Annotated in this window: 16 protein-coding genes; 10 read left to right on the top strand and 6 right to left on the bottom strand. The window is 74.7% G+C overall.

Features of this window, described 5'->3' with window-relative positions; translation table 11 throughout:
* The first annotated feature begins 114 nt into the window (after positions 1-114).
* Both ABD358_RS15160 and ABD358_RS15155 read left to right on the top strand, forming a co-directional pair.
* A complete protein-coding gene (locus ABD358_RS15160; protein WP_344631518.1) occupies positions 115-489 on the top strand; it encodes a DivIVA domain-containing protein in 375 nt (124 codons plus the stop codon).
* Entirely contained in the window at positions 486-1,079 is a 594-nt protein-coding gene (locus ABD358_RS15155) for a DNA-3-methyladenine glycosylase I (RefSeq protein ID WP_344631517.1), read from the top strand. Before ABD358_RS15160 ends, ABD358_RS15155 begins: the two co-directional genes overlap by 4 nt.
* Before the next feature lie 38 nt (positions 1,080-1,117).
* On the opposite strand, the gene chcB is transcribed toward ABD358_RS15155, so the two are convergent.
* Entirely contained in the window at positions 1,118-1,906 is a 789-nt protein-coding gene (gene chcB, locus ABD358_RS15150; protein ID WP_344631516.1) for a 2-cyclohexenylcarbonyl CoA isomerase, read from the bottom strand.
* Positions 1,907-2,184: 278 nt separating this feature from the next.
* Here chcB and ABD358_RS15145 point away from each other — a divergent pair, with 278 nt between their 5' ends.
* Positions 2,185-2,352, top strand: coding sequence for a DUF3117 domain-containing protein (locus tag ABD358_RS15145; protein WP_014137929.1), 168 nt, complete (start codon positions 2,185-2,187; stop codon positions 2,350-2,352).
* A gap of 96 nt (positions 2,353-2,448) precedes the next feature.
* Here the strand turns inward: ABD358_RS15145 and ABD358_RS15140 are convergent, their stop codons facing one another.
* Entirely contained in the window at positions 2,449-3,138 is a 690-nt protein-coding gene (locus tag ABD358_RS15140; protein ID WP_344631515.1) for an O-methyltransferase, read from the bottom strand.
* Positions 3,139-3,333: 195 nt separating this feature from the next.
* On the opposite strand from ABD358_RS15140, the gene sigE reads away from it, so the two are divergent.
* The 5 genes from sigE (at position 3,334) to ABD358_RS15115 (ending at position 8,019) form a co-directional block, all read left to right on the top strand.
* Entirely contained in the window at positions 3,334-4,104 is a 771-nt protein-coding gene (gene sigE, locus ABD358_RS15135; RefSeq protein ID WP_344631514.1) for an RNA polymerase sigma factor SigE, read from the top strand.
* The gene (locus ABD358_RS15130; protein ID WP_344631513.1) at positions 4,101-5,003 is read left to right on the top strand and encodes an anti-sigma factor family protein; all 903 of its coding nucleotides are present in this window, start codon (positions 4,101-4,103) and stop codon (positions 5,001-5,003) included. Before sigE ends, ABD358_RS15130 begins: the two co-directional genes overlap by 4 nt.
* A 134-nt stretch (positions 5,004-5,137) precedes the next feature.
* Positions 5,138-6,634 (top strand): S1C family serine protease, encoded by a 1,497-nt coding sequence (locus tag ABD358_RS15125; RefSeq protein WP_344631512.1) that lies wholly within the window; start codon positions 5,138-5,140, stop codon positions 6,632-6,634.
* Between the two features lie 109 nt (positions 6,635-6,743).
* A complete protein-coding gene (locus ABD358_RS15120; RefSeq protein ID WP_344631511.1) occupies positions 6,744-7,211 on the top strand; it encodes a sec-independent translocase in 468 nt (155 codons plus the stop codon).
* Positions 7,212-7,377: 166 nt separating this feature from the next.
* Positions 7,378-8,019: a hypothetical protein gene (locus tag ABD358_RS15115; protein WP_344631510.1), complete on the top strand. Its 642-nt coding sequence runs from the start codon at positions 7,378-7,380 to the stop codon at positions 8,017-8,019.
* Positions 8,020-8,130: 111 nt separating this feature from the next.
* Here the strand turns inward: ABD358_RS15115 and ABD358_RS15110 are convergent, their stop codons facing one another.
* The 3 genes from ABD358_RS15110 to ABD358_RS15100 all read right to left on the bottom strand — a co-directional run bounded on the left by ABD358_RS15110 (position 8,131) and on the right by ABD358_RS15100 (position 11,279).
* A complete protein-coding gene (locus ABD358_RS15110; protein ID WP_344631509.1) occupies positions 8,131-9,297 on the bottom strand; it encodes an Mrp/NBP35 family ATP-binding protein in 1,167 nt (388 codons plus the stop codon).
* A gap of 100 nt (positions 9,298-9,397) precedes the next feature.
* Positions 9,398-9,970, bottom strand: a complete 573-nt coding sequence (locus ABD358_RS15105) for a DUF1003 domain-containing protein (protein ID WP_425576332.1) — start codon at positions 9,968-9,970, stop codon at positions 9,398-9,400.
* The gene (locus ABD358_RS15100; RefSeq protein ID WP_344631508.1) at positions 9,960-11,279 is read right to left on the bottom strand and encodes a magnesium transporter MgtE N-terminal domain-containing protein; all 1,320 of its coding nucleotides are present in this window, start codon (positions 11,277-11,279) and stop codon (positions 9,960-9,962) included. Before ABD358_RS15100 ends, ABD358_RS15105 begins: the two co-directional genes overlap by 11 nt.
* Before the next feature lie 279 nt (positions 11,280-11,558).
* Between ABD358_RS15100 and ABD358_RS15095 the strand changes: the two genes are divergently transcribed.
* Positions 11,559-12,266: a hypothetical protein gene (locus ABD358_RS15095; protein WP_344631544.1), complete on the top strand. Its 708-nt coding sequence runs from the start codon at positions 11,559-11,561 to the stop codon at positions 12,264-12,266.
* 12 nt (positions 12,267-12,278) lie between these two features.
* Here the strand turns inward: ABD358_RS15095 and ABD358_RS15090 are convergent, their stop codons facing one another.
* On the bottom strand, positions 12,279-12,842 hold the full coding sequence (locus ABD358_RS15090) for a hypothetical protein (protein ID WP_344631507.1): 564 nt from the start codon (positions 12,840-12,842) through the stop codon (positions 12,279-12,281).
* 185 nt (positions 12,843-13,027) lie between these two features.
* Here ABD358_RS15090 and ABD358_RS15085 point away from each other — a divergent pair, with 185 nt between their 5' ends.
* Positions 13,028-13,969, top strand: coding sequence for a DMT family transporter (locus ABD358_RS15085; RefSeq protein ID WP_425576331.1), 942 nt, complete (start codon positions 13,028-13,030; stop codon positions 13,967-13,969).
* Positions 13,970-13,973 lie beyond the last annotated feature (4 nt).

Genomic DNA, 13,973 nt, shown 5'->3' with positions numbered 1-13,973 from the left:
TGTGCGGATGTCCCGGTGCCGACCCTAGCCGCCGCCGTCCCGTGGCACGATCACAGGAGACGGTCACGCGAGGAGCCGTGCCCGTCGTCGGTGTGACGGACCCGGGGAGATGGCGTGTTCTGGTTTCTGCTGATCGCGTTGGTCGTGGTGGTCACCGCGGTCGCGCTGGCCGTGGTGGGCGGCGACGGTCCCGGCCGTACCGCGACGGGCGGGCTCGCCGACGTCCCGCCGGACCGGCTCGTGGCGTGGCTGCCGTCCGACCGTCCCGTCAACCGCGGGGACCTGGAGGCGCTGCGCCTGCCGGTGGCCGCGCGCGGCTACCGGATGGCGGACGTCGACGACGTCCTGGACCGCCTCGGCGCCGAACTGGCCGAGCGCGACGCCCGGATCGCCGAACTGGAGGCGTCCCTGGCGGGGGAGCAGGCGGCGGCGATGGGCCATCCCGAGATGTTCGAGAAGCCCGGCGACGCCCCCGGGGAGCCGCGGTGACGGGCGCGGCCCTGCCCGGCCCGGACGGGCGGCTCCGCTGCCCGTGGGGCCTGGCCACGGAGGACTACACGGCGTACCACGACGCCGAGTGGGGCCGTCCGGTGCACGGCGACGACGCGCTGTTCGAGCGGCTGTGCCTGGAGGCGTTCCAGTCGGGGCTGTCCTGGCTGACGATCCTGCGCCGCCGCGAGGGGTTCCGGGCGGCGTTCGCGGGTTTCCGGATCGCCGAGGTGGCGCGGTTCACCGAGGCCGACCGGGAGAGGCTGCTCGCCGACCCCGGCATCGTCCGCAACCGCGCCAAGATCGACGCGGTCCTCGCCAACGCCCGGATCGCCGCGGGGTGGGAGCCGGGGGAGCTGGACGCCCTGGTGTGGTCCCACGCCCCCGACCCGGCCGGCCGTCCCGCCCCGCGCACGCTCGCCGACGTCCCCGCGGCCACCCCGGAGTCCGCGGCGCTGTCGAAGGCCCTCAAGAAGCGGGGCTTCCGCTTCATCGGTCCCACCACGGCCTACGCCCTGATGCAGGCGTGCGGCCTGGTCGACGACCATCTGGCGGACTGCTGCGCCCGCGGTCCGCGCCCCGTGCCCTGACGGGGGCGGGACGCGGACCGGGAGGGGCCGGGGAGGCGTCAGCGGCCGCGGTAGACGGGCTTCTCCTTGTTCACGAACGCCTCCACCGCCGCCCGGTGGTCCTCCGTGGCGCCGGCGCGGGCCTGGAGCTCGGCCTCCTTCTCCAGCGTCTCGGCCAGCGAGTGCGACGAGCCGTGGGCGAGGGACTCCTTGATCGCGGCGTAGGCGGCGGTGGGGCCCTGGGCGAGCCGGCGGGCCACGGCCCCGGCCTCCTCCGCCAGCCGGTCCGCCGGCACGACCCGGTTGGCGATGCCCAGCTCCAGCGCCTCCTGCGCCGTCACGCTGCGCGGGAAGAGGAGGAGGTCGGCGGCGCGGCCCGGGCCGACCAGCCGCTGCAGCGTCCAGGACACCCCGGAGTCGGCGGTGAGCGCCACACCGGCGAAGGAGGTGTTGAAGGCGGCGGTGTCGGCGACCACGCGGTAGTCGGCGGCGAAGGCGAACCCGGCCCCGGCCCCGGCCGCCACGCCGTTGACGCCCGCCACCACCGGCTTGGGCATGGAGGCGATCGCCAGGGTGATGGGGTTGTAGTGCTCCCGCACGGTGTCCAGCGCGCCGCCGCCGTCCCGCCGCAGCGTCTCGACGTGCTCCTTGAGGTCCTGCCCGACGCAGAACGCCCGCCCCCTGCCGGTCAGCAGCACCGCGCGCACGGCGGGATCGCCGGCCGCCTCCCGCAGGGTGTCCCGCAGTTCCTCCTTGAGCGCGGTGTCGAGGGCGTTCATGGCGTCGGGGCGGTTGAGGGTGACGGTCGCGAGGCCTTCGGACACTTCGTAGAGCACGTTGTCTGCCATGGGGCCAGCATGGCAAGGACCGGCGGAGGCCGATATATGGCCGCGCGTGTGAGGTGCGTCAAACGAATCCGCGCCGGCACGGGAAAAAGAAGCGCGTAGTATCGCAGCTTGATCGCCGAATTGGGTGGTTTTGCGTAAGCGCGTTGTGCAAGGGATACGGAACGATGTTGGTCATGCGGTCATGTGATGCGGGATAATGGCCGGGAAGCAATGTGTTCGACGCCGATGACACCTGGGTCGTCGGCTGAGATCAGCTGGTTTCAGGAAGGGGAACGAGCATGGCGGCCATGAAGCCGCGGACGGGCGATGGCCCGCTCGAGGTGACCAAGGAGGGGCGGGGCATCATCATGCGCGTTCCGCTCGAAGGCGGTGGACGACTCGTCGTCGAGCTGACCCCTGACGAAGCGGATGCACTCGGCGAAGCTCTGAAGAAGGCCTGCGGCTGAGAAGCCCCCGGCGCCGCTCTCGCCGCCACCACCCTTGACCGAAGCCCCCGGAGCGCCCGGCGCCCGGGGGCTTCGGTGTGCCCGGGACGCGGGCCCTCAGTGGCTCCGTTTGACCGCGCACAGCAGCCCGTCGCCCACGGGCAGCAGCGACGGCAGCAGCGCGGTGCTGTCCCGGACGGCGCGCAGCAGCTCGCGCAGCCTGAGGACCTCGGCGGGCTGGGCGGAGGAGTCGACGGTGCGGCCGTCGGCGAAGACGCCCTCGAAGCAGACCAGACCGCCCGGGCGCAGCAGGCGGAGCGACTCGGCCAGGTACTCCAGGCACTCCGTCCGGTCGCCGTCGCAGAACACCAGGTCGTACCCGCCGTCCGCGAGCCGCGGCAGCACGTCCAGGGCCCGGCCCGGGATGAAGCGGGCGCGGTTGGCCGCGAAACCCGCGGCGCGGAACGCCTGGCGGGCTATCTGCTGGCACTCCGGCTCGGTGTCCACGGTCGTCAGCACCCCGTCCGGCCGCATGCCGTGCAGCAGGTGGATCCCCGACACCCCGGTCCCGGTGCCGATCTCGGCCACGGCCTTGGCGTCCACGGCGGCGGCCAGCAGCCGCAGCGCGGCGCCCGTGCCGTCCGACACCGGGCGCAGCCCCGCCTCCCGGGCACGGTCGCGAGCCCAGCGCAGTGCCGCAGAGTGCTCGACGTGCTCGACGTGCTCGGCGCCGTACGCGTCGGCGAACGCCCAGCTCGTCTGCCGGTTGCCGGTAATCGCCCTCTCCTGTCCCCGTGTTCCACGCAACGGTGACTGTATCCGCTGCCGCCGGGAACCCGCAGATGGGACTGCACGTTGGTCATGAACGAGGCTCTGACGAGGCTCTGACGAGGCCCTGACGAGGCCGTGCGGCGGGCTCGGGGGAGCGGCGGGGGGACGTACATGGCACTGGGCCGAAAGACGGTCAAAGAAGCTTATCCGGAGCTAACGGGCGAGGTGGCTATGGTAGGGGCTCCGCTGGACACCACCAGAGCCGACAGGGGAGGTGCGGCTGCCGCCGGAGACCGGGGAGTGCTGAGGCGCTTCCGCAGGCCGCCCGGCGAGCCGAAATCCGTGAACGACACCGCTGACCGCCGCCACGCCGCCGACTCCGCGACCACCGCGACCTTCGCCACCGACGCGGGCGCCCCGGCGTGGACGCCTCCCACCTGGGAGGAGATCGTCAGCACCCACAGCGCGCGGGTCTACCGGCTCGCGTACCGTCTGACCGGAAACCAGCACGACGCCGAGGACCTCACCCAGGAGGTCTTCGTCCGCGTCTTCCGCTCCCTGTCCACGTACACCCCGGGCACCTTCGAGGGGTGGCTGCACCGCATCACCACGAACCTCTTCCTGGACATGGTCCGGCGCAAGCAGCGGATCCGCTTCGACGCCCTCGGCGAGGACGCGGCCGAGCGGCTGGCGAGCCGCGAGCCCTCGCCGCAGCAGCACTTCAACGACACCCACTTCGACGCCGACATCCAGCACGCCCTGGACACCCTCGCCCCGGAGTTCCGGGCGGCCGTGGTGCTGTGCGACATCGAGGGGCTGTCGTACGAGGAGATCGCCGCGACGCTCGGGGTGAAGCTCGGCACGGTCCGCAGCCGCATCCACCGCGGCCGTTCCCACCTGCGCAAGGCGCTCAGGCACCGGTCCCCCGAGGCGCGCGCCGAGCAGCGCGCCCTGGCCGGGGCGCTCCCCGGTGCCGGGAGCGGGGAGGGCGGCGCCGAGTGAGCGGCACATACGACGCCTACGACGCCTACGACACGGACCCGACCCCGGTCGAACAGCACCTGGGGGACCGCCTGGCGGCCCTGGTGGACGGCGAGCTGGAGCACGAGACGCGCGAGCGCGTCCTCGCCCACCTCGCGACCTGCCGCTCCTGCAAGGCCGAGGCGGACGCCCAGCGCAGGCTGAAGAGCGTCTTCGCCGACTCCGCGCCCCCACCGCCCCCGGAGGGGCTGCTCGCGCGGCTCCAGGGGCTGCCCGCGGGCCTGGACGACGAACCGGGGCCGGACGGGCCGGCCGGCCCGTCCGGATCGCCGTGGGACTTCGGGTACCTGTCCCCCGGCGGCGTGCTCTCCTCCGGGAGGGGATTCCGCATCCACGAGACGGACCGGTCGGCCTCGCGCGGCCGCCGTTTCGCGTTCGCGGCCGCCGGCGCCGTCTCGCTGGCGGCCTTCGCCATCGGCGGCGCGCTCACCTCCGGCGCGCCCGGCGGCTCCGCGCCGACCGCGGCCGGCGACGGCGGTACGGCCGCCGGCGCTCCGCGGACGGCCGCCACGGCCGGCGCGGTGCGCGGCGGGGAGCGCTCCGGCGCGGCGGAGCGGGAGGAGGTCGGAACGTTCGGCGGGCCCGCGGCGACGCCGACGCCCTCGCCGTCCGCGCCGCAGCCGGAGGCCGACCGCGCCGTCCGGCAGTACGGGCTGATGACGGTGCCGGTGCTCGACGCCACCCCCACCCTCCACCCGCCCCTGATACGCCCCACGTACTTCGCGGCCCAGCCGCTGGAGACCGGGTCCGAGGCGCGGCCGTTCCCCGGCGCGTCGCCCTCGGCCGCGGTCTCCGGCCCGGCCGTGGTTCCCGGTACGGACCCGGTCTCCGCCACGCCCTCCGCCACGCCGGGCCGCTGACCGCCGCACCCCGCCGCGGGCCCGGCCGGGCGCACGGCGGGTCCGGCTCCGGCCGGCGGCCCGGGCCTGGTTGAATCGGGGGAATGTGGTGCGAGTCCGCGCGTGAGGTGGGCGCGGGCGAATGTGGGGAGAGCATGGACGAGGGGAAGGCCGCCAGGCCGCAGCCGACGTGGTGGAGCCGTCCACGCGGGACCTCCGCCCCGCGCCCGGCGGGGGGCGTCCGGGGCACCGGGACGGTTCCCGGGCCGCTGCACGGGGAGGATCCGTACAGCACGCCGCCCTACGGCGGTCCGGGCCCCTGGGCCCCCGCCCCGCCCGTCCGGCGTCCCCCCGCGGCGCCCGCGCGGGGCACTCTGCTGCCCGCACAGGCCCAGGCCCCCGCCCCGGAGGCCGGGCCCTTCGCGCGGTACGACCCGTGGGCCCCGCCGTCGGCGTCCCCGGCGGTGCCGCCGCCCCCGCCCGCCCCCGGCCCGCACACCCCGCAGGGGCTTTGGACGCGGACGCTCCCGCTCCCCGCCGGCCCGCCGCGGCGGATCCGCCGGCGGACGGCCGCGGCGGTCGTCGTGCTGGCACTGGCCGCGGGCTGCGCGGGCGGCTGGATCGGGGCGTACGCGGAGCGCACCGGGGGACTCGGCACCGTCGAACTGGCCCAGGCGCCCGCCGGGGACACGGACCGGGACCCGGACAGTGTGGCGGGGATCGCCGAGCGGGCCCTGCCCGGTGTGGTGACCGTCCACGTCCGGGGCTCCGGGGAGCAGGGGACCGGCACCGGCTTCGTCCTCGACGAGCGCGGCCACCTGCTGACCAACCACCACGTGGTGGAGCCCGCCGTGAGCGACGGGGACATCACCGTCACCTTCCACGACGGCCTGACCACCGCCGCCGAGGTCGTCGGCACCGACAGCGGCTACGACCTCGCCGTGCTGAGGGTGGAGGGCGTCTCCGGGCTGCGGCCGCTGCCGCTGGGCAACTCCGACTCCGTGCGGGTGGGGGATCCGGTCGTGGCGATCGGCGCGCCGTACGACCTGGCGGGCACGGTCACCACGGGGATCATCAGCGCCAAGGACCGCCCCGTCACGGCGGGCGGCGAGCGGGACGGCAGCGACGTCAGCTACGTGGACGCGCTGCAGACCGACGCCCCGATCAACCCCGGCAACTCCGGAGGTCCGCTGATGGACGCCGGGGGCCGGGTGATCGGCGTCAACAGCGCGATCAGGTCCGCCGGCGACGGGCTGCCGGAGTCCGGCCGCGGCGGCAGCATCGGCCTGGGCTTCGCGATCCCCGTCAACCAGGCCAGGAGGGTGGCCGAGGAGCTGATCAACACCGGCCGGGCCACCCATCCGGTGATCGGCGTCACGCTCGACATGGGGTACCCCGGCGAGGGCGCCCGCGTCGGCCTCGGGGCGGGCGGGGAGGGGACGCCGGTCGTCCCCGGGGGACCGGCCGACCGGGCCGGCATCCGGGAGGGGGACGTCATCACCGAGGTGGACGGCACCCCGGTGCGCGGCGGCGAGGAGCTCATCGTCAGGATCCGCAGCCACCGGCCCGGCGACCGGCTGGAGCTGACCGTCGAACGCGGCGGCCGGGAGCGGACCGTGGAGGTCGTGCTCGGGTCGGCCACCGGACCGTGAGGGGCGGGGTGACGGCCGTTGTTCGCCTCGCCGACTCCCGCCCCGGGGCGTCGGCGGGTACCGTGACTGTGGCCGCACGGGTCATGGACGTATCTGAGGGAGCTGCACGGTGTTCTTCGACATAGGACCCCTTGAGCTGGTGGCGCTCATCATCCTCGCGGTCCTTGTCTTCGGACCCGACAAGCTGCCGAAGGTGATCCAGGACGTCGCGCGGTTCGTCCGCAAGGTCCGCGAGTTCTCGGACAGCGCCCGGGAGGACATCCGCAGGGAGCTGGGGCCGGAGTTCAAGGACTTCGAGTTCGAGGACCTCAACCCCAAGAACTTCGCCCGCAAGCACCTGCTGGACAACGACGACCTGGGCCTGAAGGAGATCCGCAGCAGCTTCGACCTGCGCCAGGAGCTCTCCGAGGTCACGGACGCCGTCAACGGCCGGGAGGTCGCCGCGGCTCCGGACGCCTCCGCCGCGCCGGCCGTGTCCGCCGCGCCCGCCCCGGAGGGCGCCTCCTCCGACCGGCTCCGCAAGACCGGCCCGGCGTCCCGCCAGGACCCCCCGCCGTTCGACGCCGACGCCACCTGAGGCACTCCTCGCCGGTGAACCGGGAGGGCCACCTCCCGCAGAACACACCCGGTCCTGTCCGATTCGGCGCACAAGGGTGGCTATCCTCCCTGTGTCCGAGGTCGGGCCGCCCGAGGGGGGCGGGCCTGCCGTCACGACACGGGGCACACGAGGAGGCGTCGCGCAGATGGAGACGACGGGCCGGGCAGAGCCACAGGACGCGTCCGCGTCCGGGGCGGGCCAGGGGATCGACGGCTATCTGATGGCCGGTTTCCCCTGGTACGGCCTCGATGAGGCCTTCACCGGCCCGCGCTGGCTGATGCGGGTGGGAACGGCTTCCGACGGCACGGTCGAGCACGGCTCGACCGGGCACGGCGAGGAGCCCTCCTTCCGCTCCGAGGCCGGCCCGGACCACCAGCGCTTCGCCGTCGTCGTGACGGTCGCCGACCGCCCGGTGCGCAGCAGCCCGGACGGCACCGGCGTCCTGGAGGCCACCTCGGTCTCGTCCGCCGCCTGGCTGGCCGGATCGGGGTTGCTGTCATGCACCTGGCCTGTCCGGATGGAGCGCGGACTCAGACAGCAGTGGCTCGACCAGCAGACGGCGATCGCCTGGGACCTGGCGGACGACCTGGACGGCTCCGCCTGGTCCGTCCTGACGCTGCCGGTCGACGGCGTCCCGACCGAGTTCCGCTACCGGGAGTCCGAGTACGGGTGGGTCCTGGCCGGACCGGGCAACGAGGGCGTCCACCTCGGCGCGTACGGGCGGGGCATGAGCGCCTACGGACTGGGCTTCTCGGTGATCAAGGACATCACCGTCTACCGCCACTGACGGCGGACGCGCCGCACCGCGGAGGCGCCGCACGCCGGAGGCGGCGCACCCTCCGGCGCACCGCCTCCGGCAGCAGACCCCGGCGGAGGACGCCGGGGCCCGGAGCCCGTCTCAGAACTTGTTGCGGGGGGTGATCCCCAGCGACATCCCGGCCAGCCCGCGCTGACGCCCGCCCAGCTTGCCCGCGACCGCGCGGATCGCCGCTCCCGCCGGGGAGTCCGGGTCGGTCAGCACCACCGGCCGGCCCTCGTCGCCGCCCTCGCGCAGCCGCACGTCGATCGGGATGGAGCCGAGGACGGGGACGTTGGTGCCGGTCGTCCGGCTCAGCCCGTCGGCCACCCGCTGGCCGCCGCCCGTGCCGAAGACGTCCACCATCTCGCCGCAGTGCGGGCAGGGCATCCCGGACATGTTCTCCACGACGCCCACGATCTTCTGGTGGGTCTGCACGGCGATGGAGCCGGCGCGCTCGGCGACCTCGGCCGCCGCCTGCTGCGGGGTGGTCACCACCAGGATCTCGGCGTTCGGGACGAGCTGCGCCACCGAGATGGCGATGTCGCCCGTGCCGGGCGGCAGGTCCAGCAGCAGCACGTCCAGGTCGCCCCAGTAGACGTCGGCGAGGAACTGCTGGAGCGCGCGGTGCAGCATCGGGCCGCGCCACACCACCGGGGCGTTGCCCGGGGTGAACATGCCGATCGAGATGACCTTCACGCCGTTCGCGGACGGCGGCATGATCATGTTCTCGACCTGGGTCGGCCGGCCCTCCGCGCCCAGCATGCGCGGCACCGAGTGGCCGTAGATGTCGGCGTCCACGACACCGACCTTCAGGCCGTCGGCCGCCATCGCCGCCGCCAGGTTGACCGTCACCGAGGACTTGCCGACGCCGCCCTTGCCGGAGGCGATCGCGTACACCCGGGTCAGCGAGCCCGGCTTGGCGAACGGGACCTCGCGCTCGGCCTGGCCGCCGCGGAGGGTGGCCGCCAGCTCGCGGCGCTGCTCGTCGCTCATCACGTCCAGGGACACCGCCACGTCCGTGACACCCGCCACGCGGCGGACCGCCTCGGTCACCGAGGAGGTGATGGTCTCGCGCATCGGGCAGCCGGAGACGGTCAGGTAGACCGTGACGGCGACCGATCCGTCCGAGCCGATCTCCACCGACTTCACCATGCCGAGATCGGTGATCGGGCGGTGGATCTCCGGGTCGTTCACGGTCGCGAGCGCGGCGCGGACCGCTTCCTCGGTGGGGGCTCCGCTGGGTGCCGCGGACGTGTCAGTAGCCATGCCCCGATGGTACGGCGCGCCGCCGACCGCGCCGAAGGCGGCGGATGAGACGCCGGTCACCGCACCCTTGTGGGCGTGGTCCGTCCGTGGGCGTGTCCCGTCAGCGCTCGCGCTCGGGGGAGGGTTCCACGGCGCCGCGCTGCTCCAGTTCCTTCAGCAGTTCCTGGAGTTCCGAGCGGATCCAGTCCCGGGTCGCGACCTCGCCCAGCCCCATCCGCAGCGCGGCGACCTCCCGGGTGAGGTACTCGGTGTCGGCGATGGAGCGCTCGTTGCGCTTGCGGTCCTGCTCCAGGTTGACCCGGTCCCGGTCGTCCTGCCGGTTCTGGGCCAGCAGGATCAGCGGAGCCGCGTACGAGGCCTGGAGCGACAGCATCAGCGTCAGGAAGATGAACGGGTACTCGTCGAAGCGCAGCTGCTGCGGGGCCGTGGTGTTCCACACGACCCACATGACGATGGTCACCGTCATCCAGACGATGAACCGCCCCGTGCCCAGGAAGCGGGCGATCCGCTCCGACAGCCGCCCGAAGGCCTCCGGGTCGTACTCCGGCAGGATGCTGCGGCGCGGCACCATCGGCTGGTCCAGCCGCGCCCGGCGCTCCCGCCCGGTGGGCGGGGGCAGGCTCCGCTCGCGCTCCCGGCGCTCCCTGCGCTCGTCCCGCTCCCTATCGACCACCGGCGGCCTCCCGGTTGTTCCGCCGGGTCCCCCGGGCGGCCGCCCCGGCCGCCCCGACCGCCTCCAGGGCCGCGGCCTCGCGCCAGTCGTCGGGCAGCAGGTGGTCCAGGACGTCGTCCACGGTGACGGCGCCCAGCAGCGAGCCGCTCTCGTCCACCACCGGGGCCGCCACGATGTTGTACGCGGCCAGATAGCTGGTCAGGGTGGGCAGCGGGGTGTCGGGCGGCAGCGGGCGCAGGTCGGTGTCCACGACCGCGCCGACCAGCGTGCCGGGCGGTTCGCGCAGCAGCCGCTGGAAGTGCGCCAGCCCCAGGTACTTCCCCGTCGGGGTCTCCTCCGGCGGGCGGCACACGTACACCTGCGCGGCCAGCGGGGACGGCAGGTCCTCCACGCGCATCCTGGCCAGGGCGTCGGCCACCGTGGCGTCGGGCCGCAGCACGATCGGCTCGGTCGTCATGATCCCGCCCGCGGTGTGCTCCTCGTAGGTCAGCAACCGCCGCACCGGGGCGGCGTCCTGCGGCTCCATCAGCCGCAGCAGCCGCTCCATGTCCTTCTCCGGCAGTTCGGAGAGGAGGTCGGCGGCGTCGTCGGGCGCCATCGCCTCCAGGACGTCCGCGGCGCGCTCGTCCTGGAGCTTGCGGAGGATCTCCACCTGGTCGTCGTCGGGCAGTTCCTCCAGCACGTCCGCCAGCCGGTCGTCGTCCAGCGCGGCGGCCACCTCGCCGCGGCGCTTGGCCGACAGGTGGTGGAGGACGTTGGCCAGGTCGGCGGGGCGCAGCTGGTCGAAGACGGCCAGCAGGTTGGCCGCCCCCTGCTCCTCCTCGTCCAGCGAGAACCCGGTCACCGCCGACCACTCCACGGTGAGCGTCTCCCCGCGGCGCCGCAGCGGCCCGCCCTTGCCGCGCCGTACGAAGACCTTGTCGATCAGCCAGTCGCGGCGCGAGGGGATCCGGGTGAGGCCCACGTCGAGCACGGTGACCCGCTCGCCCGTCTCCACCAGCGTCACCTGCCGGTCCAGCAGTTCGCCCAGGACCAGGGTCTCGGCGGGCCGCTGCTCGAAGCGCCGCATGTTGACCACGCCGGTGGTGATCACCTGGCCCGACTCCACACCGGTCACCCGGGTCATGGGGAGGAAGACGCGCCGCCGGCTGACCACCTCCACGACCAGCCCGAGCACGCGCGGCGGCAGACTGCCGACGCGCAGCATCGCCACCACGTCCCGGACGCGGCCGACCTGATCCCCGACGGGATCGAAGACCGCGATGCCGGAGAGGTGCGAGACGAAGACCCGCGGGGCGCCCAGCGCCATGGCTGCCCTCCGCTCCTCACTCGTGCTGTCGTTCCGTGTGCCGTGTCTGCGTGTACCCGCGCGGGGCCGAGTGCAGCATGAGGGGCATGATCCGGATGCGGCTCCCAGGCTAACGCGTCCACGCCGGCCCCCGTACGCGGTGTCGGCCGGACGGCTGCCTTCCGTCCGGGGCCGGCGCCCCCGGTAAGGTGCGGTCCTGCCCCGACTTCAGGAGGAAGAGCGGACGTGACTGCGTGGGTCCACGGTGTTCGTGCCCGGAGTGCGGCGGTGGTGGGGGCGATGCTGGCGCTGCTGGCGGTGCTCACGGGATGCGGCTCCGAGGACCCGGACGAGGGCACCAACGGGGTCGGCAGGCTCCCCGCCGCCGAGATCGAGAAGAAGGCGCGCAAGGCCGCCGAGTCCGCCGAGTCGGTGCGGCTGTCGGGCAGCGTGACCAGCCAGGGCCGCACGTACCGGCTGGACATGCGGCTCAAGGGCAACGGCGGCCTCGGCGAGGTCTCCGCCAAGGGCGGCCCCCACTTCGAGCTGCTGCGGGTGGACGAGGACCTCTACCTCAAGGCCGACGAGGACTTCTGGATCCACCAGGAGAAGGGCGGCGAGGAGCCGAGCGAGACCGACCTGGAGGCGGCCCGCAAACTGGAGGGCAAGTACGTCAAGGTGCCGCCCGGCGATCCCGCCTACCGGCAGCTCAGCGGCTTCACGGACAAGGACGTGCTGCTGGACGGCCTGCTCGCCCTCCAGGGGAAGCGGGAGACCGGGGACCGCGGCGAGGTCCAGGGCGTGCGGACGGTGGAGGTGCGGGCCGCGCAGGGCAGCGGGGGGATCCTCAGCGTCGCGCTGATCGGCCGGCCCTACCCGCTGCGGCTGGAACGCGGCGGCGACGCGGGCGTGGTCGAACTGCTGGAGTGGGACAGGGAGTTCACCCTGCGGGCCCCGCAGAAGGAGCAGATCGTCGACTACGGCAGGAAGCTCGCGGTGACGGAGTAGGCGGGACGGGCGTCAGCCGCCGCTGCGGCCCGTGCGCAGGGCGCGCCGCAGCAGTTTCGGCAGCCCGGCCGGCGCCGGCCCGCGCGTGGTCGCCGACGTCGGCAGCGGGGCGGCGGCCCGCGGCCCGTCCGGCATCGCGCCGGGCCCCTCGACGGGCGGCCCGGCGGGCTCCAGGCGCACCACGCGGCACTCGCGCGCCCAGCGCTCCGCGATCGTGGCGGCGTCCGGCGCGTTGAGCCGCTTGCCGGCCAGCTCGGCCGCCGCGGCCCGCCACTCCTCGCCGCCCGGGGGGAGCTCCACCACCCGGGCGGGCCAGACGACCAGCCGCCCGCCCTTGTCCTTGCTGCGCGCGGTGACCGTGGCGGTGCCGCCGTGGACGAGCCCGAGGACGGACAGCGGCTGCTCCCCGGGGCCGTCGCCCACCAGGCAGACGGCCCCGTCGTGCCAGACGTGCCACAGCGGGCGGTCCGGCCCCTGCGGGCCGCGCACCCACACCAGCGCGGACTTCTTCGCCGACTCCTCGATCAGCGCCCGGTCGAACGCGGAGGCGGACGCGGGGGTGGAAGGTGTGGCCATACCGCGACCCTACCGCCGCCCCGACCGGCCTGCCCGGGGGCCGTCCCACCGGCCGGGGCCGGTCCGGGCGACGGGGCCCGGCGCCCGGCCGGTCAGTACCGCGGCACGGCCACGCGCCTTACCCTGGACGGGTCGCGCCGTACCCGGCGGACCCCGACGGCCCCGGACCCCAGGAGAGAAGCCCCGTGCGCACCGCCGAGACACCCGCCTCCCTCCCGAGTCCGGTGTCCGGCGCCACCCCCCTGGGGCGCCCGGGCGCCGGGCTGGACCTCTTCCTGCTGGCGGTGGCCGTCTCGGGCATCTCGCTGTCCGCGCCCCTGATCGCGGCCACCGCCGCGCCGGCCCTGGCCATCGCCTTCTGGCGCAACGCGATGGCGGTCGGCGCGCTCACCCCCCTGGCCCTCACCCGCCACCGGGCCGAGCTGCGCTCGATGGGCCGCAGGAACGCCCTGCTGGCCGTGGCCGCCGGAGCGCTGCTCGCCCTGCACTTCGGGCTGTGGCTGCCCAGTCTCCACATGACCTCGGTCGCCTCCTCGACCGCGCTGGTCACCACCACCCCGATCTGGACCACCCTGCTGCTGCGGCTGCGCGGCCACCGCCCGCCCGCGCTGGTCTGGGCGGGCACGGCCGTGGCCTTCGCCGGCGTGGTGCTCCTCACCGGCGTGGACCTGACGCTCTCCCCGAGGGCCCTGGCCGGCGACGCCCTCGCCCTGGCGGGCGGCATGGCCGCGGCCGGGTACGTCCTGCTCGGCGCCGAGGTGCGCCGCACGGTCTCCACGACCGCGTACACCTTCGTCTGCTACACCACGACGGCCGCGGTGCTGCTGGCCGCCTGCCTGGTCACCGGGGCCGACCTGGGCGGTGGCTACGACGGGGAGACCTGGCTCAAACTGGCCCTGCTCACCGTCGCGGCGCAGCTGCTGGGCCACTCGCTGATCAACCGGGTGGTGCGCGGCCTGGGCCCGTCGACGACCTCCACGGCGATCCTGCTGGAGACCCCGGGCGCGGCCCTGATCGCGGCGCTGTGGCTGGGCCAGACCCCGCCCGCCGCCGTCTACGGGGCCCTGGCGGTGATCATGCTCGGCCTGGCCCTGGTGGTCCGGGCGAACACCAGGGCCGCGCGCTGACCGC

This window comes from Streptomyces glaucosporus (assembly GCF_039533345.1).
Taxonomy (GTDB): domain Bacteria; phylum Actinomycetota; class Actinomycetes; order Streptomycetales; family Streptomycetaceae; genus Streptomyces; species Streptomyces glaucosporus.
Note: the sequence above shows the minus strand (reverse complement) of the source record. Positions and strands in the feature narration are given on the sequence as shown.